A 16,218-nucleotide genomic window follows, 5' to 3' on the forward strand; every position below is an offset into this window, starting at 1 on the left:
CGTCAAGAAGGTGTGTGCGTTGGCGTGCGGCGCAGGCGGCGTGCGCGTATGAGTGCGTCGGCGGTGAAGATGGCCAGGGCGGCCCAGATGAGGGCGAAGCCGGCCCAGCGGGAGGCGGGCATGGGTTCGTGTGCCACGGCTACGCCCCAGGCCATTTGGAGGGCCGGGGTGAGGTATTGCAGGAGGCCCATGGTCGAGAGCGGGACTCGTTGTGCGGCAACGGCGAACAGCAGCAGCGGCAGGAGGGTGACCGGGCCGGTCGAGATCATCAATCCGAAATGCTCGATACCACTGGCGAATTCACTGTGGCCGGTGGCCGCGAACACGATCACGAAGGTCAGCGCGAACGGTGCGGCGACCAAGCCCTCGGCGGCGATGCCGGGTAGCGCGTCCAGTTGGATCACCTTCTTGACCAGCCCGTAAGTAGCGAACGAACACGCCAGCGTCAACGCGATCAGCGGTGGTCTGCCGTAGTCCACGGTCAGCACCGCGACCGCGACCGCACCGAGCCCGAGCGCCGCCCACTGCGCCCGTGCCAGCCGCTCTCGGAAGATCAGCACGCCGAAGGCGACCGTCACCAGCGGGTTGATGAAGTATCCGAGCGCGCACTCCACGACATGTCCGGACGTCACGCCGTACACGTACACGCCCCAGTTGATCGATAGCGCCGCGATCGCCACCGCGGCCATCCGCCAGGTCCGGCCGCCGATTCCACGCAGGCCGCCCAACTGCCCGGTCACCGCGAGTACGACGAGCACCAGCACCAGCGTCCACAGAATCCGCTGCGCGACCACCTCGGCCGGATTGGCGAACGCCAGCAACCCGAAATACGCCGGGAACAGCCCCCAGATCAGAAATGCGCCTGTACCGAACACAACACCGGGGACCGTCCTGCTTCGCTGCACCTTGCCGACGGTAGTTCTCGGTAGCCTTGCGGTCATGTCGATAACCGTGTCCAAGACGGCCGTCACCGGGCTGACCGCGGCGGAGGTCGAGCAACGTCGCCGCGACGGGCTCACCAACGACGTGCCGGACCGGGCGAGCCGATCCGTGCGCGAGATCGTCCGCGCCAATGTCTTCACCAGGATCAATGCCATCCTCGGCGTGCTGTTCATCCTGGTGCTGACGACCGGCTCGATCATCGATGGCATGTTCGGTCTGCTGATCGTCGCCAATAGCGCGGTCGGCATTATCCAGGAGGTGCGCGCCAAGCGCACGCTGGACCAGTTGGCCATCGTCAGCCAGGCCAAGCCGACTGTGCGCCGGGACGGTCGGGCACAGGAGGTCATGCCGAGGGAGGTCGTGCTCGATGATCTGATCGAGCTCGGTCCGGGCGACCAGATCGTCGTCGACGGCACCGTCGAGGAATCCGCGCTGCTCGAGATCGACGAATCGCTGCTCACCGGTGAGGCCGATCCGGTGGACAAGCCGATCGGCGCGCCCGTGATGTCGGGCAGCTACGTCGTCTCCGGCTCCGGCGCCTATCGCGCGACCAAGGTCGGCAAGGACGCCTACGCGGCCAAGCTGGCCGAGGAGGCGAGCAAGTTCACTCTGGTCAAGTCCGAGCTGCGCAGCGGTATCGACACCATCCTCAAGGTCATCACCTATCTGCTGATCCCGGCCGGTCTGCTGAGCATCTACAACCAGTTGTTCTCCAGCAAGGAGTCCTGGCGGCCCGCGGTCTCCGGCATGGTCGCGGCGCTCGTGCCGATGGTGCCCGAAGGGCTGGTGCTGATGACCTCGGTCGCGTTCGCGGTCGGCGTGGTGCGCTTGGGGCAGCGCAAATGTCTGGTGCAGGAGCTGCCCGCCATCGAGGGGCTGGCCCGCGTCGATGTGGTGTGCGCGGACAAGACCGGCACGCTCACCGAGAACGGTATGCGCCTGTCCGATATCAAGGTGCTCGGCGACTTCGACGACGCGCAGCTGCGACAGGCGTTGGCCGCCATGGCCGCCGACGATCCGCGGCCGAACGCGAGCGTGCAGGCGATCGCCGAGGAGCTCACCGATAAGCCCGATTGGACCTACACCGCGGTCGCGCCGTTCTCCTCGGCGAAGAAGTGGAGCGGCTTCTCCTACGGCGAGCACGGTGACTGGTTGCTCGGCGCGCCCGACGTGCTGCTCGACCCGGCCTCCGAAGATGCCCGCGTCGCAGAGGAACTCGGCTCATCGGGGCTGCGCATCCTGCTGCTCGCGCGCAGTGACCGTCCCGTCGACGCCGCCGACGCACCGGGCGAAGTCCGGCCCGCCGCCCTGGTCGTACTCGAGCAGAAGGTGCGCCCCGACGCCCGCGAGACCCTCGATTACTTTGCCAGCCAGCATGTTTCGATCAAGGTGATCTCCGGCGACAATGCCGTCTCGGTCGGCGCGGTGGCCTCCTCGCTCGATCTGCGCGGCGGCGACCATGCCCTCGACGCGCGCGAATTGCCCGAGGACCGCGACGCTCTTGCTGATGTGCTGGAGCGCGAGACCACCTTCGGCCGGGTGCGTCCGGATCAGAAGCGAGCCATGGTGGCCGCCTTGCAATCTCGCGGCCACACCGTCGCCATGACCGGTGACGGCGTGAACGACGTACTGGCGCTGAAGGATTCCGATATCGGTGTGGCGATGGGCTCGGGTAGCCCGGCCACCCGCGCGGTCGCGCAGATCGTGTTGCTGGACAACAAGTTCGCCACACTGCCGTATGTGGTCGGTGAGGGCCGCCGGGTGATCGGCAATATCGAGCGGGTCTCGAATCTGTTCCTCACCAAGACCGTTTACTCGGTGCTGCTCGCGTTCCTGGTCGGCCTCGCCGGCGTCGGATCGCAGATCTTCGATTACGATCCGATCGGCTATCCGTTCCTGCCGAGGCATGTCACGATCGCGGCCTGGTTCACCATCGGCATCCCGGCGTTCATCCTGTCGCTGGCCCCGAACAACGAACGCGCCCGGTCCGGATTCGTCCCGCGCGTCATGCGTTTGGCCATTCCGTCGGGCGTGGTGATCGGCATCGCGACCTTCGTCGCCTACCTGATCGCCTACGCCGGACCGGATGCCACCGCACAGCAGAAGGAGCAGGCCGGTACCACCGCGCTGATCACGCTCATCATGATCGCGGTCTGGGTGCTCGCCATCGTCGCCAGGCCGTATGTGTGGTGGAAGGTGGTGCTCATCGGCGCCTCGATCGCCGCCTATGTGTTGTTGTTCACGATTCCGTTCACTCGGCACTTCTTCAAACTCGACCCCTCGAATATCGGGCTCACCACCGCGGCGTTCATCTGCGGCGCCGTCGGCATCGTGCTCGTCGAGGCCGCCTGGTGGATCGCCGCCGCGGTCCAGGGCGAGCAGCGCACGTTGCTGCCGACCGCGCCCGGCGGGGCCGCCTGAAAAACTGGACACCTGACCCGCCGCGCCACGAGATACCTTGTGCGAGGCGATCATTCAGGGTTGGAGTACCTTCTCGACTATGGAGGTACTGCTGCACCAGATCGACGCGTTCGCCGACGCACCGTTCTCGGGCAACCCGGCCGCGGTCATGCCGCTGCCCACGTGGCTGCCCGACGAGCTGTTGCAACATCTGGCCGAGGAGAACAACCTCGCCGAGACCGCCTTCTACACCTCGCAATTACCCGACGAAGCGGGTGGGCCACCGGGGGAGTGGCCCGCCTTCCAGTTGCGCTGGTTCACCCCGACGATGGAGGTGGACATGTGCGGCCATGCCACCATGGCCGCGGCCGTGCAGATCCTCGAGGACATCCACCCCGGTGCGGACCGGGTGAGTTTCTTCACTCGTAGCGGCTGGTTGCACGTCGACCGGACCGATGACGACGAATACGTCCTCGATCTGCCCGCGCTCGAATCCAAGGAGATCACTCCCGATCCGGCGCTGGTGGACGCGCTAGGCGTGCGCCCGGTGCGCACATACACCGGATTCGATGAGGTAATCGTCTTGGGCTCCGAGCGGGAGGTGCGCGAGGCACGGCCGAATTTCGCGGCTTTCCCACCGCTCGCGTTCGACGCCGTGATCACCGCACCCGGCGATACCGTCGACTTCGTCTGCCGCGTCTTCGGCCCCGATCTCGGTGTCGTCGAGGATCCGGTCACGGGATCGGCGCACGCCCAACTGGTTCCGCTGTGGAGCCGTGAACTCGGCCGCGCCGAACTCAGCGCCCGTCAGCTGTCTCGACGCGGCGGTAGCCTGCGTTGCGAACTCGCAGGCGATCGCGTGCTGCTCATCGGCCGTTGCCGCCGGTACCTGGATGGTGTTGTGACGCTGCCGGATTAACCAGCCCCGCGGTTCACACGAGGACTCTGTGACGGTCGCCGGAGTTACCGGTCCGGGACCGGACCGTCGTCCGGGCCGGGGAGCGCGAGGTCCTGGTACTCCGGGAGTAAGGGGACGATGGCGAAGCTGGTCGCGACCGCGTCGGCGGGGAGGGCTTGGACGGCGCGGATTCCGTTCTGGGTGGCCAGGTTTCGCAGTTGGGGCAGTTGTCCGCGGACCACGAGGCCGACGGTGCAGGCGCAACCGGCGCGCAGGCGGGCGACCGAGACCGCGGTGACGCGGTCGGTGCGCTCGTCGGCGGGGTGTTGGGCCAGCAGTTGCCAGGCGGCGCTGTCGGCCGAGGCGATGGCCACCGCATCGCCCGCGGGTAGTTGGATGGTGACGATCGGGGTGTGGACGCGGGGGATCGACACGTGGTGGATGGCATCGGCGATGCGCAGGCCACCGCTGTGGGCCGGAATCTGGTCGGAGGTAAGGGGTTCGGTGAAGGAGACCAGGGCCCAGTGCTCGTCGGTATCCGAGCCGGACAGCGAATCATGCGCCTGTGCAAGATAATCCGCGACCGGCTCGCCCCGCTCAGGTCCGAGCCGGTCGGTGGAGATCCCGGACCGGAGTGGTGGATTGACCGTGCCGATCACGAGGATGAGCACAGCGAACCCGACGACCGCCACGGCAATCACGATGCGGCGCAAGAAGATCGGATGTCTTTCGCTGGAGTGTGGCTCCGCAGGGCTCGGTCGCCGCGGGCCGGGCTCGCCGGCTCTCGGCTCGGTCTCAAGCATTACGCAGCACGTCGAGCGCGTTCTTCAGATCGTCCGGATACTCGCTGGTGATCTCCAGATACCGGCCGTCGGCCGGATGATTGAACCCCAGCGAACGCGCGTGCAGCCATTGTCGTTCCAACCCCAGGCGCTCGGCCAGCCGCGGATCCGCGCCATAGGTGAGGTCACCGCAGCATGGGTGCCGGATCGCGGAGAAATGCACCCGGATCTGGTGCGTGCGGCCGGTCTCCAAATGGATATCGAGCAGGCTCGCCGCCTGGAACGCCTCGACCGTGTCGTAATGCGTGATGCTCGGTCGCCCGTCGGCCGTCACCGCGAACTTCCAGGCATCACCGCGAGCCCGGCCGATCGGCGCATCGATGGTGCCGCTGCTCGGGTCCGGATGTCCCTGCACCAGTGCGTGATACCGCTTATCGATGGTGCGCTGCTTGAAGGCCCGCTTGAGAACTGTGTACGCATGCTCGGACTGCGCGACCACCATCACACCGGAGGTGCCGACATCGAGCCGGTGCACGATGCCCTGCCGTTCGTGCGCGCCCGAGGTCGAGATGCGATAGCCCGCCGCGGCGAGTCCGCCGATCACGGTCGGGCCGGTCCAGCCGACGCCGGTATGCGCCGCGACGCCGACCGGTTTGTCCACCGCGACGATGTCGTCATCGGCGTAGAGGATCTTCATGCCCTCCACCGGCGCGGCCTCGATGGTGAGTTCCCGCTTGGGCTCCGGGAATTCGACCTCCAGCCAGGCACCGGCCACCAGCCGATCCGATTTGCCCGCGGCGATGCCGTCGAGCTGTACCGAACCCTCCTCGGCCAGCGTGGCCACGGCGGTGCGGGACAGACCGAGCAGCCGCGACAGCCCCGCATCGACGCGCATCCCGTCGAGCCCGTCGGGGACCGGCATGGTCCGCGTTTCCCTCATGCCGCATTCCCCTTACTGCTGGCCGCACCGTTGGCCCCGTTGTCCGATGGTTCGTCGTCGGGCTCCGCGCCGGAGCCCGCGGAATCGCCGCGCCCGGTGCGCGTGCCGTCGGGCTCGAAACCGAATACGGTCAGCACGACGAGCAGAATCGCGCCGCACACGATCGAGGAGTCGGCCACGTTGAATACCGGCCACCAGCCGATCGCGACGAAGTCCACCACATGCCCCTGCAGCGGCCCCGGCGCACGGAACAACCGGTCCACCAGATTGCCGAGCGCGCCGCCGAGCACCATGCCGAGCCCGATCGCCCACCACAGCGAGCGCAGGGTGCGCCCGATCCGGATCACCCCGATCACCACGGCCGCGGCCACCAGCGTCAGCAGCCAGGTCATGCCGGTCGCCATCGAGAACGCCGCGCCCGGGTTGCGCACCAGCGACAACCGGGCGAAATCGCCGATGATCGGCACCGGATCGCCCGGGGTGAGCCGCGCCACGACGATGGTCTTGGTGAGCAGGTCCAGGCCGAGCAGCACCGCGGCGATGATCAGCAACGTGCGTAGCCGCAGCGGTGCTGCGGGCTGGTCGGCGGTGCGGCCCGAATCGGTGGTTGGGGTCGGTGTTTCTGCGTCGTCGCCGGGCGGCACCGCCTTATCAGCGGAGTTGTCCTCGGGCGGCCGGTCGTCACTCACGTCGACCATCATCTCTCGAGTAACGATATGCCCCGCGCACGCGGTCACCTGCATGTCCTAGCTGACACTCAGGAAGCGGTCGTACTCTGATGCTCGTGACGGTGTTGTCTTCCCCCCACATGCTCCGGATCGCGCGCCCGGGTGTGCTGCTGCTGGTGCTCGCGGTCGGTCTGTCCGCATTCGGCGTCGGCTGCGGTGAGGGCGCCGACTCGCGCGTCGAAACCGACAGCACCGAGCCGCTCGGCCTCGGCAAGGAGGTGACCGTGCCGATCTCGGCCGCGGTCGCCACGGTCGTCTCGCCGGGCGACGAGCCGCGCACGCTGCTGCGTTCGACCTACTCGGTGGGCACGGTGCAGCAGGTGACGCTGCGCACCGATCACCACATACAGCAGCAGATCGATGCTCAACCGCCGAGCGACTTCTCCACGCCCGCGCTGACCATCCCGATGACGGCCATGGCGGATAAGGAAGGCGTCGAGCTCACCCTCGGCGCCATCTCCACCCCGGATCCATCGCTGGCCAAGGCGCTCACGGCCGCGGGCGGTTCGCACGCCGGATTCGATATGAGCGAGCTCGGTGCGATCACCGCACTGCGCCTGGCCCCGTCACCGGATACCTCCAACTCCGCCCGCGCGGCGCTGGAACAGGCCTTCTATCAAGCGGTCTACCGTTCGGTCGCTTTTCCGGACCAGCCCGTCGGCGAGGGCGCGGTCTGGACGGTCCAACAGGAAGTCGACGGCGGCGTCGCACTCGATCAGGTGACCACCGCCACGCTGACCAAGCGTGACGGCGATCGGCTGACCATCGAGCTCGCGGTGACCCAGAAGCCGAAGTCGCCGGTGTGGACGCTGCCCAATAACGCGGGCACCCTCGACATCAAGGATTACGTCATGCAGGGTGCCGGCACGATCACCGTCGACCTCGGGCTGCCGCTGCCGGTGGCCGGATCCATCACCGTCGGCGGGCATCAGGCCTACCGTGATCCGCGCAGCGCGAGCATGCTGCAGCAGACGATCAATACGCAGGTCACCTGGAACGATGAGAATCCCTAGATAATCGCGCCGATCAGGCCTTTTTGCCGGACCCGAGGAATAGGCTCGCAGCTGTCCGACAAACGCCCCGATCGGAGGTTCCCATGTCCGATGTCAAACCGATCCCCGAGGGTTACCCGGTTGTCTCACCGGGGTTGGCGATCGACGGCGCCGCTGCCGCCATCGACTTCTACAAGCGTATCTTCGGCGCGTCGGAGCGGATGCGCATGCCCGGCCCGGACGGCAAGATCGCGCACTGCGAGCTCACGTTCGGCAACTCGCTGGTGATGGTGGGCGACCCGGCCCCCGATATGGACTTCCTGGACCCGAAGACGGTCGGCGGCACGCCCGTCAACCTCTACGTCTATGTCGAGGACTCCGACGCCGCGTTCACCGCGGCCCTCGCCGCGGGTGCCAAGGAACTCACCCCCATGACCACCCAGTTCTACGGTGATCGCAGTGGTGCGTTCGAGGACCCATGGGGCCATCGGTGGACGGTGGCCACCCACGTCGAGGATGTGCCGCCGGATGAGATGGACCGGCGGATGGCCGAATTGTTCGGCAGCCCCTGAGCTTTGCTCGTGCGGTAGGCCGCGCGGTTGGTGTGCCGCGCGGCGAGCGGTGTGCGGTGTGTCACCCCGCCACGATCGAGTCACCGTCGACGCGAATGGCTTTCGCGGCGAGCGGTTGCGTGGCCGGGCCGTTGACCACCGAGCCGTCGAGGCCGAATTTGCTGCCGTGGCAGGCACAGTTGATGGTGCCGCCGGCGATGGTGGCGACTTTGCAGCCCGCGTGCGTGCAGGTCGAGGAGAGACCGACGAAAGAACCGGCGCTGGGCTGGGTCACCACCACATTGCCCTTGATGACGCCGCCGCCGACCGGAACCTCGCCGGTCGAGGCGATGGCGTTCGGATTCGGTTGGCCGGCGGCGACATTCGGACCGCTCGAACCCGCGGCAGGCTTGGGCGGGTCGGCTTGGGCTGTATCGCTCTTGCCGTAGGTGGTGCACGCGGTCAGTGCGGCCGCGGCGGCCGCCGCGCTCGCGCCCGCGATCACGACGGTGCGACGGTTGATGGCGAGTTCATTGTTGGTCATTGCGGACTCCGATCAGAAGGTTCAGAAGGTGACGCCGTTGTGCTGGAAGAACCACAGGGCCGAGGTGAGCCAGATGCCGGTCAGTCCGGCCAGCACCAGCCCGCCCGCGACCGGAATGACCCAGCCGGGCAGCCCCTTTCGGGTCAGCAGCAGCATCTTGGCGACGAAGGCTCCGTAGAAGAAGCAGCCGAGCAGGGAATGGATCAGTACGCGGTTCTCGTAGTCCTGAAAACCCAAGGCGTACAGGCAGTGCACGGCGACCGGAACGCTCACGAGCACGGCCAGCCGGCCCGACCACACATGGACCGGGGCGACCCAGGAGGTATTGGTACCGCTCAGCCGCCGCAGGACCGGGTTGAGCTTGCCGTACATGGCCAGCGCCGAGATGAACTGGAACAGCGCCAGTGCGGTGGCCAGGGTGGCCAGCCAGGTCTTCACCGCGACCGGGCTGGAGAATCCGGCCACGTTGATGGAGAAGAACCTGGGATCGTGCTGCTTCGCATACACGCCTAGCAGTACCGCGGCCGCCGCGCCGACGAGCACCGGCACGATGATGGCCACCGCCGAAGCCGGGCTCGGATTCACCCGGACCGTGGGTGCTTCTCGATCAGCCGACACTGTCACCACCACTAACCTTGTTCGCCGTTACCTTCTTGCCGTTGACGAGCGCCGTCGCGTCGGGCGCGAGGGTGACCGCCGAGGCGGTGGAGCCGTCTGGATTGCGCTGGACGCCAGTGACGCCGCCGTTCGCGTCGACGATCCAGCTCTGGCGGGTGCCTGCGTCGCTGTAGACATAGAGTCCGGCGGGCGGCTGGACCGGAGCAGCGGTGTAGTCCCACTGCTTGCCGCCGATCCGCAGGATGCCCTGCACGGTCTTGCCGTTGAAGGCGCCGGTCAGTTCGGCGTCGTTCTTGCCGGTCAGCTGCAACGATCCGTTCGTCGCGCTGCCCTGCAGCCAGGATTCGATCGCTTTGCCGTCACAGGCATAGGCGGTGGCCTTATCGCCCGCGACGGTGATCTCGAGGGTGATGGCGCGGCCGGCGGCCAGTGGGATGGTGCCCACGTAGTCGGCTTTGCCCGGGAACGGAACAGATGGGGGTGTGGTCGGTGGCGCCTGTGTCGTCGGCCCCGTCGTGGTCGTGACCACCGCGTTCGTATTCGCCGTCGACGGTTCGGTGTCCTTGGACATATTGATGACCAACAGGACTAGCCCGAGCACGGCAACTGCCGCCAGGGTGAGCCACGGTCCCAGTCGCTTCATAGGATCTCCTCGAGGTGCGGCCACCGACATGCCGGCCGTGCCGGCCGCCGGTACCGCTGTTCGCATTGTCTACGTGACAGCCCCACCGAGCGGTTCAATCGGACAGTCGCGGGCGCCGGTCCAGCGGCGTGTCACGAGACGTGTCGTTTCTTACCGGTCGGTCAGTGCGAACGGGCATCCAGCTCGCGGGAAAGTGGCCTTCGGGCAATGGCACCCGAGGTGTGGGGCGGACCCGGTCCCCCTCATCATTGTGGTGGCCGGGTCCGCCCGAGAGCGTCGCCTATCCGCGGGCGATGGCCTCGAAGACCTTCGGATCGACGAGGGTCGACGTATCGCCGAGTTCGCGACCCTCTGCGATATCGCGGAGCAGGCGGCGCATGATCTTGCCGCTGCGGGTTTTCGGGAGTTCCGGGACGATATGGATCTCCCTCGGCCGGGCGATCGGGCTGATCTCCCGTGCCACTTCGGCTTTCAGCGCGCCGACGAGGTCCGCGCCGGTATTACTCGCACCGGCGGTGAGGATGACGAACGCGACGATGGCCTGGCCGGTGGTCGCGTCATTCGCGCCGACCACGGCGGCCTCGGCGACCGCCGCATGGCCGACGATCGCGGATTCGACTTCGGCGGTGGAGATTCGGTGACCGGAGACGTTCATGACATCGTCGACCCGGCCGAGCACCCACAGGTCGCCGTCGTCGTCGAACTTGGCCCCGTCACCGGCGAAATACCAGCCGTGGTCGGCGAATCGGTCCCAGTAGGTCTCGCGGAAGCGGTCCATATCGCCCCAGATGCCGCGCAGCATCGAGGGCCACGGCTGATCCAGTACCAGCAACCCGGAGTGGCCGGGGTCGAGTTCGGTGCCGTCGTCGTCGACGATCTTCGCGGAGATGCCGGGCAGTGCGGTCATGGCCGCGCCCGGTTTGGCGGCGGTGACGCCGGGCAGCGGGGAGATCATGATCGCGCCGGTTTCGGTCTGCCACCAGGTGTCCACGATGGGAGTCCGGTTGCCGCCCAGTACCTCTCGGTACCAGCGCCATGCTTCCGGATTGATCGGCTCACCCACTGAGCCGAGTAGCCGCAGCGAGGACAGATTGTGCGCGTCCGGAATCTGGCGGCCCCACTTCATGAAGGTCCGCACCAGGGTGGGAGCGGTGTAATAGATGGTGACGCCGTACTTTTCGATGATGTCGAAATGCCGGTGCTCATCGGGGGAGTTGGGTGTGCCCTCGTAGACGACCTGGGTGGCGCGGTTGGCGAGCGGCCCGTAGACGATGTAGGTGTGCCCGGTGACCCAGCCGATATCGGCGGTGCACCAGTAGACATCTTGTCCCGCTTTGTGATCGAAGACGTTGTGGTGGGTGTAGGCGGCCTGGGTCAGGTAGCCGCCGGTGGTGTGCAGGATGCCCTTGGGTTTTCCGGTGGTGCCGGAGGTGTAGAGGATGAACAGCGGATGTTCGGCATCGAAAGCCTGCGCCTGGTGATCGGGCGAGGCGTCGGTGACGGTGTCGTGCCACCACAGGTCGCGGCCCTCGGTCCAGGGCACCTCGATATTGGTGCGTCGCACCACGAGTACGTGCTCCACGGTGTGCGTACCGTCGGCCAGCGCCTCGTCGACGGCGGCCTTGAGCGGCGCGGCGGTACCGCGCCGCCACTGACCGTCGGTGGTGATCACCAGCCGCGCCCCGGCATCGTCGACCCGCTGACGCAGGGCTGTCGGGGAGAAACCGGCGAACACCACCGAATGCGTCAGACCCAGGCGGGCGCAGGCCAGCATGGCGACGATCGCCTCGGGGACCATCGGCATATAGATGGCGACCCGATCGCCGGTCCGCAGCCGGAGCTCGGTGAGATAGTTTGCCGCCCTGGAGACTTCGGCGAGCAGCTCACTGTAGGTGAGGTCACGGGAATCGCCCGGCTCACCTTCCCAGTGGATGGCCACTTGGTCGCCGTGCCCGTCGAGCACATGGCGGTCCACGCAGTTGTAGGCGACATTGAGTTTGCCGTCGACGAACCATTTCGCGACGGGCGCGTCGTTCCAGTCCAGGACCTGGGTCCATGGCTGGTGCCAGTGCAACCGCCGCGCCTGTTCGGCCCAGAACTCGAGCCGGTCGGCCGCGGCGCGATCGTACAGTCCCACACCGGCATTGGCGGTCGCTACGAACTCCGCCGCCGGCGGGTAGTTGGTGTCACGGTCGGTGGTTGCACTGGTCAACGTCGATCTCTCCTATCGAAATAACAAGGGCGGCAGGCTCAGGCGGTCAGTGCACGACCGCCTTCTCCGCGCCGACGCCGGTGAGCGAACGCACCTCCATCTCGGCCTGCTTGGCCGGATTCTCGGGCTTGCCGCCGCCGACGAATGTGCCGACCACGCCGAGCACGAAAGCCAGTGGGATGGAGACGATGCCGGGATTCGACAGCGGGAACCAGTCGAAATCCGAGCCGGGAATCATCGAGGTCTTCGTCCCGGATACCGCGGGGGAGAACACGATCAGCACGATCGTCGAGATCAGTCCGCCGTACATGCTGAACAGCGCGCCGGTGGTGTTGAACCGCTTCCAGAACAGCGAGTACAGAATGGTCGGCAGATTCGCCGCCGCGGCGACGGCGAAGGCCAGCGCCACCAGGAACGCGATGTTCTGTCCATTGGCCAGGATGCCCAGGCCGATGGCCAGCGCGCCGATCACCACCGCGGTGATCCGAGAGACTCTGACCTGCTTGTTCTCGTCGACCTTGCCCTTCTTGAGCACGCTGGCGTAGATATCGTGCGCGAACGATGCCGAGGCGGTGATGGTCAGGCCCGCCACGACCGCCAGGATGGTGGCGAACGCGACCGCGGAGATGATGCCGAGCAGGATCACCCCGCCGAGTTCGAAGGCCAGCAGCGGGGCCGCCGAATTCTGCCCGCCTGCCGAGGCGAGGATGCGGTCGGGCCCGACGATGGCGGCGGCGCCGTAGCCGAGCACCAGGGTGAACAGATAGAACGCGCCGATCAGGCCGATCGCCCAAACCACCGAGCGCCGAGCCTCTTTCGCGGTCGGAACGGTGTAGAAGCGCATCAGCACATGCGGCAGACCCGCGGTGCCGAGCACCAGCGCCAGGCCGAGCGAGACGAAGTTCAGTTTGGAGGTCGCGTTGCCGCCGTACTGCGCACCGGGTGCGAGCACGTCACGGGCGGCCACGCCCTTGGTCTTCGAGCCGGAGACCGCGTCCTGAGCGGAGCTGAGGATATCGGAGAAGTTGAAGCCGAACTTGGCGAAGACCATGACGGTCATCAGCGCCGCGCCGGTGATCAGCAGGACGGCCTTGATGATCTGCACCCATGTGGTGCCCTTCATGCCGCCGACCAGCACGTACACGATCATCAGTACACCGACGACCGCGATGACGATGCTCTGTCCGGTCTTATCGGATATATCGAGCAGCAGCGCGACCAGGCCGCCCGCGCCCGCCATCTGCGCCAGCAGATAGAACAGCGAGACCGCGAGGGTGGTCAGCGCCGCGGCGGTGCGGACCGGGCCTTCCTGCAACCGGAAGCTCAGCACGTCCGCCATGGTGAATTTGCCGGTGTTCCTGAGCATTTCGGCGACCAGCAGCAGGGCGACCAGCCAGGCGACCAGGAATCCGATGGAGTACAGGAACCCGTCGTAGCCGTACACCGCGATGGCGCCGGCGATGCCGAGAAAGCTTGCGGCGGAGAGGTAGTCGCCCGCGATGGCGATGCCGTTCTGCGGTCCGGAGAAACCGCGTCCGCCGGTGAAATAGTCGGCGGCGGTGCGATTATTGCGGCTGGCGCGGATCACCACGACCATTGTGATCGCCACGAAGACACCGAAGATGGCGATATTCGCGGCGGGATTGCCGACTGCCCCGGCGTCGGCAAGGTACTGCTGATTCACGCCTGGCCTCCCTCGAGCTGGTTACGGATCGACGCGGCGCGCGGATCCAGTTCCTTGTTCGCGAACCGGACGTAGAGCGCGGTGATACCGAACGTGGAGACGAATTGCGCAAGACCGAGCAGCAATCCGAGGTTGATGGTGCCGATCACCTCGGTCGCCATGAAGTCGTGCGCGTAGGCGCCGAGCAGCACGTAGCTCAGGTACCAGACCAGGAACAGCGCGGTCATCGGAAAGACGAAGCGGCGCAAGCGGCTTCGCAATTCCTGGAATTCGGGACTCGATTGCATTGCGGCGAATTCCTCGGCGCTCGGCGTACGTCGCGGGGCGACGTCATCGATGTCGATACTGGTCATCAGGGGGTCCTAGCGTGTGACGTGGCTTACTAGGGCAGACGGTAACCGGGCGACCGTGCGTGATTCATGATGTGGCGCAGGTCACTCCGCGAAGGCGTCCGATTGTGCGGTGAGCGGTCGTCTGGCCGCGATGAACGGCGAGTGGTCGGACCCGCCGAGGATGGGAATGTCAGCGGTGCAGGCCGAGGCCGCTCTCGCGATCAGCGCCCATGCCGAGCCGTTCCGGGGCGTGCAGCCGGACGAAGATGCGCCCGACTGTGCGGGCGCTCTGACCCCGCGTCAGCTTGCTGACCACGATCATCGAAACGAATGCCAGCGGGACGCTGATGGCCGCCGGATAGCCGAGGATCGCGGCGGGCCAACCGCCGCCGACCTCATCGGAGATGCCGCCGGTCACCGACACCACGGTGGCCGCGCCCGACGCGAGGCCGCCCGCGATGAGTCCGGTCGCCGCCCCCTTCGCCGTCAATCCGCGCCACCAGATACCCAGCGCCAGTAGCGGACACAGTGTCGACGCGGCGACCGAGAATGCCAGCCCCACCGTGCGGGACAGATCCAGTGATTGCACGGCGAGCGAAAGACCAAGGGGGACAGCACCGGCGAACACCGCGGCGATGCGAAAGTCGCGAATCCGGCCGCGCAGCATATCCGTACTGAGCACGCCCGCGATGCTCACCAGCAGGCCGGACGAGGTGGACAGGAATGCCGCGATCGCGCCAGCGGCGACCAAAGCGGCAAGCAGCTGTCCGGGCAGTCCCGCCAGCACCGAACCCGGCAATAGGACCACCGCCGCATCGGAGGTCCCGGTGATCAGCAGCTGCGGTACGTACAGCCGCGCGAAAACCCCGAGCAGAATGGGGAAGAGATAGAACAGCCCGACCAGACCGATCACCGCCAGCGCGGTGGTGCGCGCGGCCCGGCCATCCGGATTCGTGTAGAACCGCACCAGCACGTGCGGCAACCCCATCGTGCCGAGGAAGGTGGCGATGATCAGGGAATACACCTGGTAGGTCGGATGCGTGCCGCCGAATCCGCCGCCCGGTGTCAGCCACGCCGAGCCGTCGGTCGGCGCTCCCGCGACCACCGGCACCGTCGAGCCCGCAGCTAGCACCAGTTGGGTCCCCGCCGCCAGGTCGTGTGTCCCCGGCGTCAGCAGTACGGGTCCGTCCACGGTGGCGTCGTCCAGCGTTCCGTTGATCGAAACCTGTTGTGGCGCACCGACCCGCACCACCACGTCGGTGCTGACATCGACCGTCGTGCGCTCGGCGACCACCGGGGGAGCGGGCGCGCCGAGTTCGCGGTTGTCGGCGAGGAAGTGCCCGAGCAGCACCAGAGCCGGAATCGCCACCGCGGTCAACTTGAGCCAGTACTGGAATGCCTGCACCAGGGTGATCGAACGCATCCCGCCGCCGGCCACATTCGCGATGATGATCGCGCCGACCGCGACCGCGCCCACCCAGTCCGGCACATCGAGCAGGATGTGCAGCGTCAGCCCGGCCCCCTGGAACTGCGGGATCAGATACACCGCGCACACCAGCACCACCACGACCGCCGCCAACCTGCGCAGTCGCAGTGAGCCGAGCCGGAATTCGGCGAAGTCGGGGACGGTGTACGCGCCCGAGCGGCGCAGCGGTGCGGCGACGAACAACAGCAGCCCCAGATATCCGGCCGTGAATCCGACCGGATACCAGAGCGCGTCCGCCCCGTACTTGGCGATCAGTCCGGCGACGCCGAGAAAGGAAGCGGCCGAGAGATATTCACCGGAGATCGCGGCCGCGTTCCACCGCGGTCCGACGCTGCGCGAGGCGACCAGGAAGTCAGAGGTGGTGCGCGCCAATCGAACACCGTAAACGCCGATCGCCACGGTGGCGATTGCCGCGAACAGTAGCGCGAGCACTGTCAGCACCGGTGCGGTTCCGGTATTCACAGCA

15 protein-coding genes are annotated in these 16,218 nt (G+C 67.0%); 4 read left to right on the forward strand and 11 right to left on the reverse strand.

Translation table 11 applies throughout. From position 1 onward, the window contains the following. Window positions 1–2: 2 nt before the first annotated feature. Entirely contained in the window at window positions 3–941 is a 939-nt protein-coding gene (gene rarD / locus OG874_RS04165) for an EamA family transporter RarD (protein WP_330253803.1), read from the reverse strand. On the opposite strand from rarD, the gene OG874_RS04170 reads away from it, so the two are divergent. Together OG874_RS04170 and OG874_RS04175 are read left to right on the forward strand one after the other, a co-directional pair. After that, window positions 940–3,363 (forward strand): HAD-IC family P-type ATPase, encoded by a 2,424-nt coding sequence (locus tag OG874_RS04170; protein ID WP_330253804.1) that lies wholly within the window; start codon window positions 940–942, stop codon window positions 3,361–3,363. The two genes, rarD and OG874_RS04170, sit on opposite strands and share 2 nt — an antisense overlap. Before the next feature lie 79 nt (window positions 3,364–3,442). Further along, window positions 3,443–4,261, forward strand: a complete 819-nt coding sequence (locus OG874_RS04175; protein ID WP_330253805.1) for a PhzF family phenazine biosynthesis protein — start codon at window positions 3,443–3,445, stop codon at window positions 4,259–4,261. 44 nt (window positions 4,262–4,305) lie between these two features. Here the strand turns inward: OG874_RS04175 and OG874_RS04180 are convergent, their stop codons facing one another. The 3 genes from OG874_RS04180 to lspA form a co-directional block, all read right to left on the reverse strand. Then, window positions 4,306–4,932 (reverse strand): hypothetical protein, encoded by a 627-nt coding sequence (locus tag OG874_RS04180; RefSeq protein WP_330253806.1) that lies wholly within the window; start codon window positions 4,930–4,932, stop codon window positions 4,306–4,308. A 103-nt stretch (window positions 4,933–5,035) separates the two neighbouring features. Next, complete coding sequence (locus OG874_RS04185; protein WP_330253807.1) at window positions 5,036–5,962, reverse strand: RluA family pseudouridine synthase; 927 nt, start codon at window positions 5,960–5,962, stop codon at window positions 5,036–5,038. After that, window positions 5,959–6,651 (reverse strand): signal peptidase II, encoded by a 693-nt coding sequence (gene lspA, locus OG874_RS04190; RefSeq protein ID WP_442943282.1) that lies wholly within the window; start codon window positions 6,649–6,651, stop codon window positions 5,959–5,961. The genes OG874_RS04185 and lspA overlap by 4 nt, the downstream gene beginning before the upstream one ends. A gap of 89 nt (window positions 6,652–6,740) precedes the next feature. Here lspA and OG874_RS04195 point away from each other — a divergent pair, with 89 nt between their 5' ends. After that, the gene (locus OG874_RS04195; RefSeq protein ID WP_330253809.1) at window positions 6,741–7,703 is read left to right on the forward strand and encodes a hypothetical protein; all 963 of its coding nucleotides are present in this window, start codon (window positions 6,741–6,743) and stop codon (window positions 7,701–7,703) included. Between the two features lie 83 nt (window positions 7,704–7,786). Further along, window positions 7,787–8,254, forward strand: coding sequence for a VOC family protein (locus OG874_RS04200; RefSeq protein ID WP_330253810.1), 468 nt, complete (start codon window positions 7,787–7,789; stop codon window positions 8,252–8,254). Window positions 8,255–8,315: 61 nt separating this feature from the next. On the opposite strand, the gene OG874_RS04205 is transcribed toward OG874_RS04200, so the two are convergent. The 7 genes from OG874_RS04205 to OG874_RS04235 form a co-directional block, all read right to left on the reverse strand. Beyond that, complete coding sequence (locus OG874_RS04205; RefSeq protein ID WP_330253811.1) at window positions 8,316–8,777, reverse strand: QcrA and Rieske domain-containing protein; 462 nt, start codon at window positions 8,775–8,777, stop codon at window positions 8,316–8,318. Between the two features lie 21 nt (window positions 8,778–8,798). After that, window positions 8,799–9,395 carry a DUF6529 family protein gene (locus OG874_RS04210; RefSeq protein ID WP_330257170.1) on the reverse strand — a complete coding sequence of 199 codons (597 nt, stop codon included), beginning with the start codon at window positions 9,393–9,395 and terminating at the stop codon, window positions 8,799–8,801. Continuing rightward, window positions 9,385–10,038: a hypothetical protein gene (locus tag OG874_RS04215; protein WP_330253812.1), complete on the reverse strand. Its 654-nt coding sequence runs from the start codon at window positions 10,036–10,038 to the stop codon at window positions 9,385–9,387. The genes OG874_RS04210 and OG874_RS04215 overlap by 11 nt, the downstream gene beginning before the upstream one ends. A gap of 280 nt (window positions 10,039–10,318) precedes the next feature. After that, window positions 10,319–12,250 carry an acetate--CoA ligase gene (gene acs / locus OG874_RS04220; protein WP_330253813.1) on the reverse strand — a complete coding sequence of 644 codons (1,932 nt, stop codon included), beginning with the start codon at window positions 12,248–12,250 and terminating at the stop codon, window positions 10,319–10,321. Window positions 12,251–12,296: 46 nt separating this feature from the next. Beyond that, entirely contained in the window at window positions 12,297–13,934 is a 1,638-nt protein-coding gene (locus tag OG874_RS04225; RefSeq protein ID WP_330253814.1) for a solute symporter family protein, read from the reverse strand. After that, window positions 13,931–14,287 (reverse strand): DUF485 domain-containing protein, encoded by a 357-nt coding sequence (locus OG874_RS04230; RefSeq protein WP_330253815.1) that lies wholly within the window; start codon window positions 14,285–14,287, stop codon window positions 13,931–13,933. The genes OG874_RS04225 and OG874_RS04230 overlap by 4 nt, the downstream gene beginning before the upstream one ends. 169 nt (window positions 14,288–14,456) lie before the next feature. Beyond that, on the reverse strand, window positions 14,457–16,214 hold the full coding sequence (locus OG874_RS04235) for a sodium/solute symporter (protein WP_330253816.1): 1,758 nt from the start codon (window positions 16,212–16,214) through the stop codon (window positions 14,457–14,459). Window positions 16,215–16,218 lie beyond the last annotated feature (4 nt).

Origin of the sequence: Nocardia sp. NBC_00565, assembly GCF_036345915.1 — a bacterium.
In the GTDB taxonomy this organism is placed as follows: domain Bacteria; phylum Actinomycetota; class Actinomycetes; order Mycobacteriales; family Mycobacteriaceae; genus Nocardia.

What these genes read in the sequence shown, in the direction of transcription:
- OG874_RS04170 (WP_330253804.1), top strand. Translation starts at nt 940, where the DNA reads ATGTCGATAACCGTGTCCAAGACGGCCGTCACCGGGCTGACCGCGGCG.
- rarD (WP_330253803.1), bottom strand. Translation starts at nt 941, where the DNA reads ATGACCGCAAGGCTACCGAGAACTACCGTCGGCAAGGTGCAGCGAAGC.
- OG874_RS04175 (WP_330253805.1), top strand. Translation starts at nt 3,443, where the DNA reads ATGGAGGTACTGCTGCACCAGATCGACGCGTTCGCCGACGCACCGTTC.
- OG874_RS04185 (WP_330253807.1), bottom strand. Translation starts at nt 5,962, where the DNA reads ATGAGGGAAACGCGGACCATGCCGGTCCCCGACGGGCTCGACGGGATG.
- OG874_RS04195 (WP_330253809.1), top strand. Translation starts at nt 6,741, where the DNA reads ATGCTCGTGACGGTGTTGTCTTCCCCCCACATGCTCCGGATCGCGCGC.
- OG874_RS04200 (WP_330253810.1), top strand. Translation starts at nt 7,787, where the DNA reads ATGTCCGATGTCAAACCGATCCCCGAGGGTTACCCGGTTGTCTCACCG.
- OG874_RS04205 (WP_330253811.1), bottom strand. Translation starts at nt 8,777, where the DNA reads ATGACCAACAATGAACTCGCCATCAACCGTCGCACCGTCGTGATCGCG.
- OG874_RS04215 (WP_330253812.1), bottom strand. Translation starts at nt 10,038, where the DNA reads ATGAAGCGACTGGGACCGTGGCTCACCCTGGCGGCAGTTGCCGTGCTC.
- OG874_RS04230 (WP_330253815.1), bottom strand. Translation starts at nt 14,287, where the DNA reads ATGACCAGTATCGACATCGATGACGTCGCCCCGCGACGTACGCCGAGC.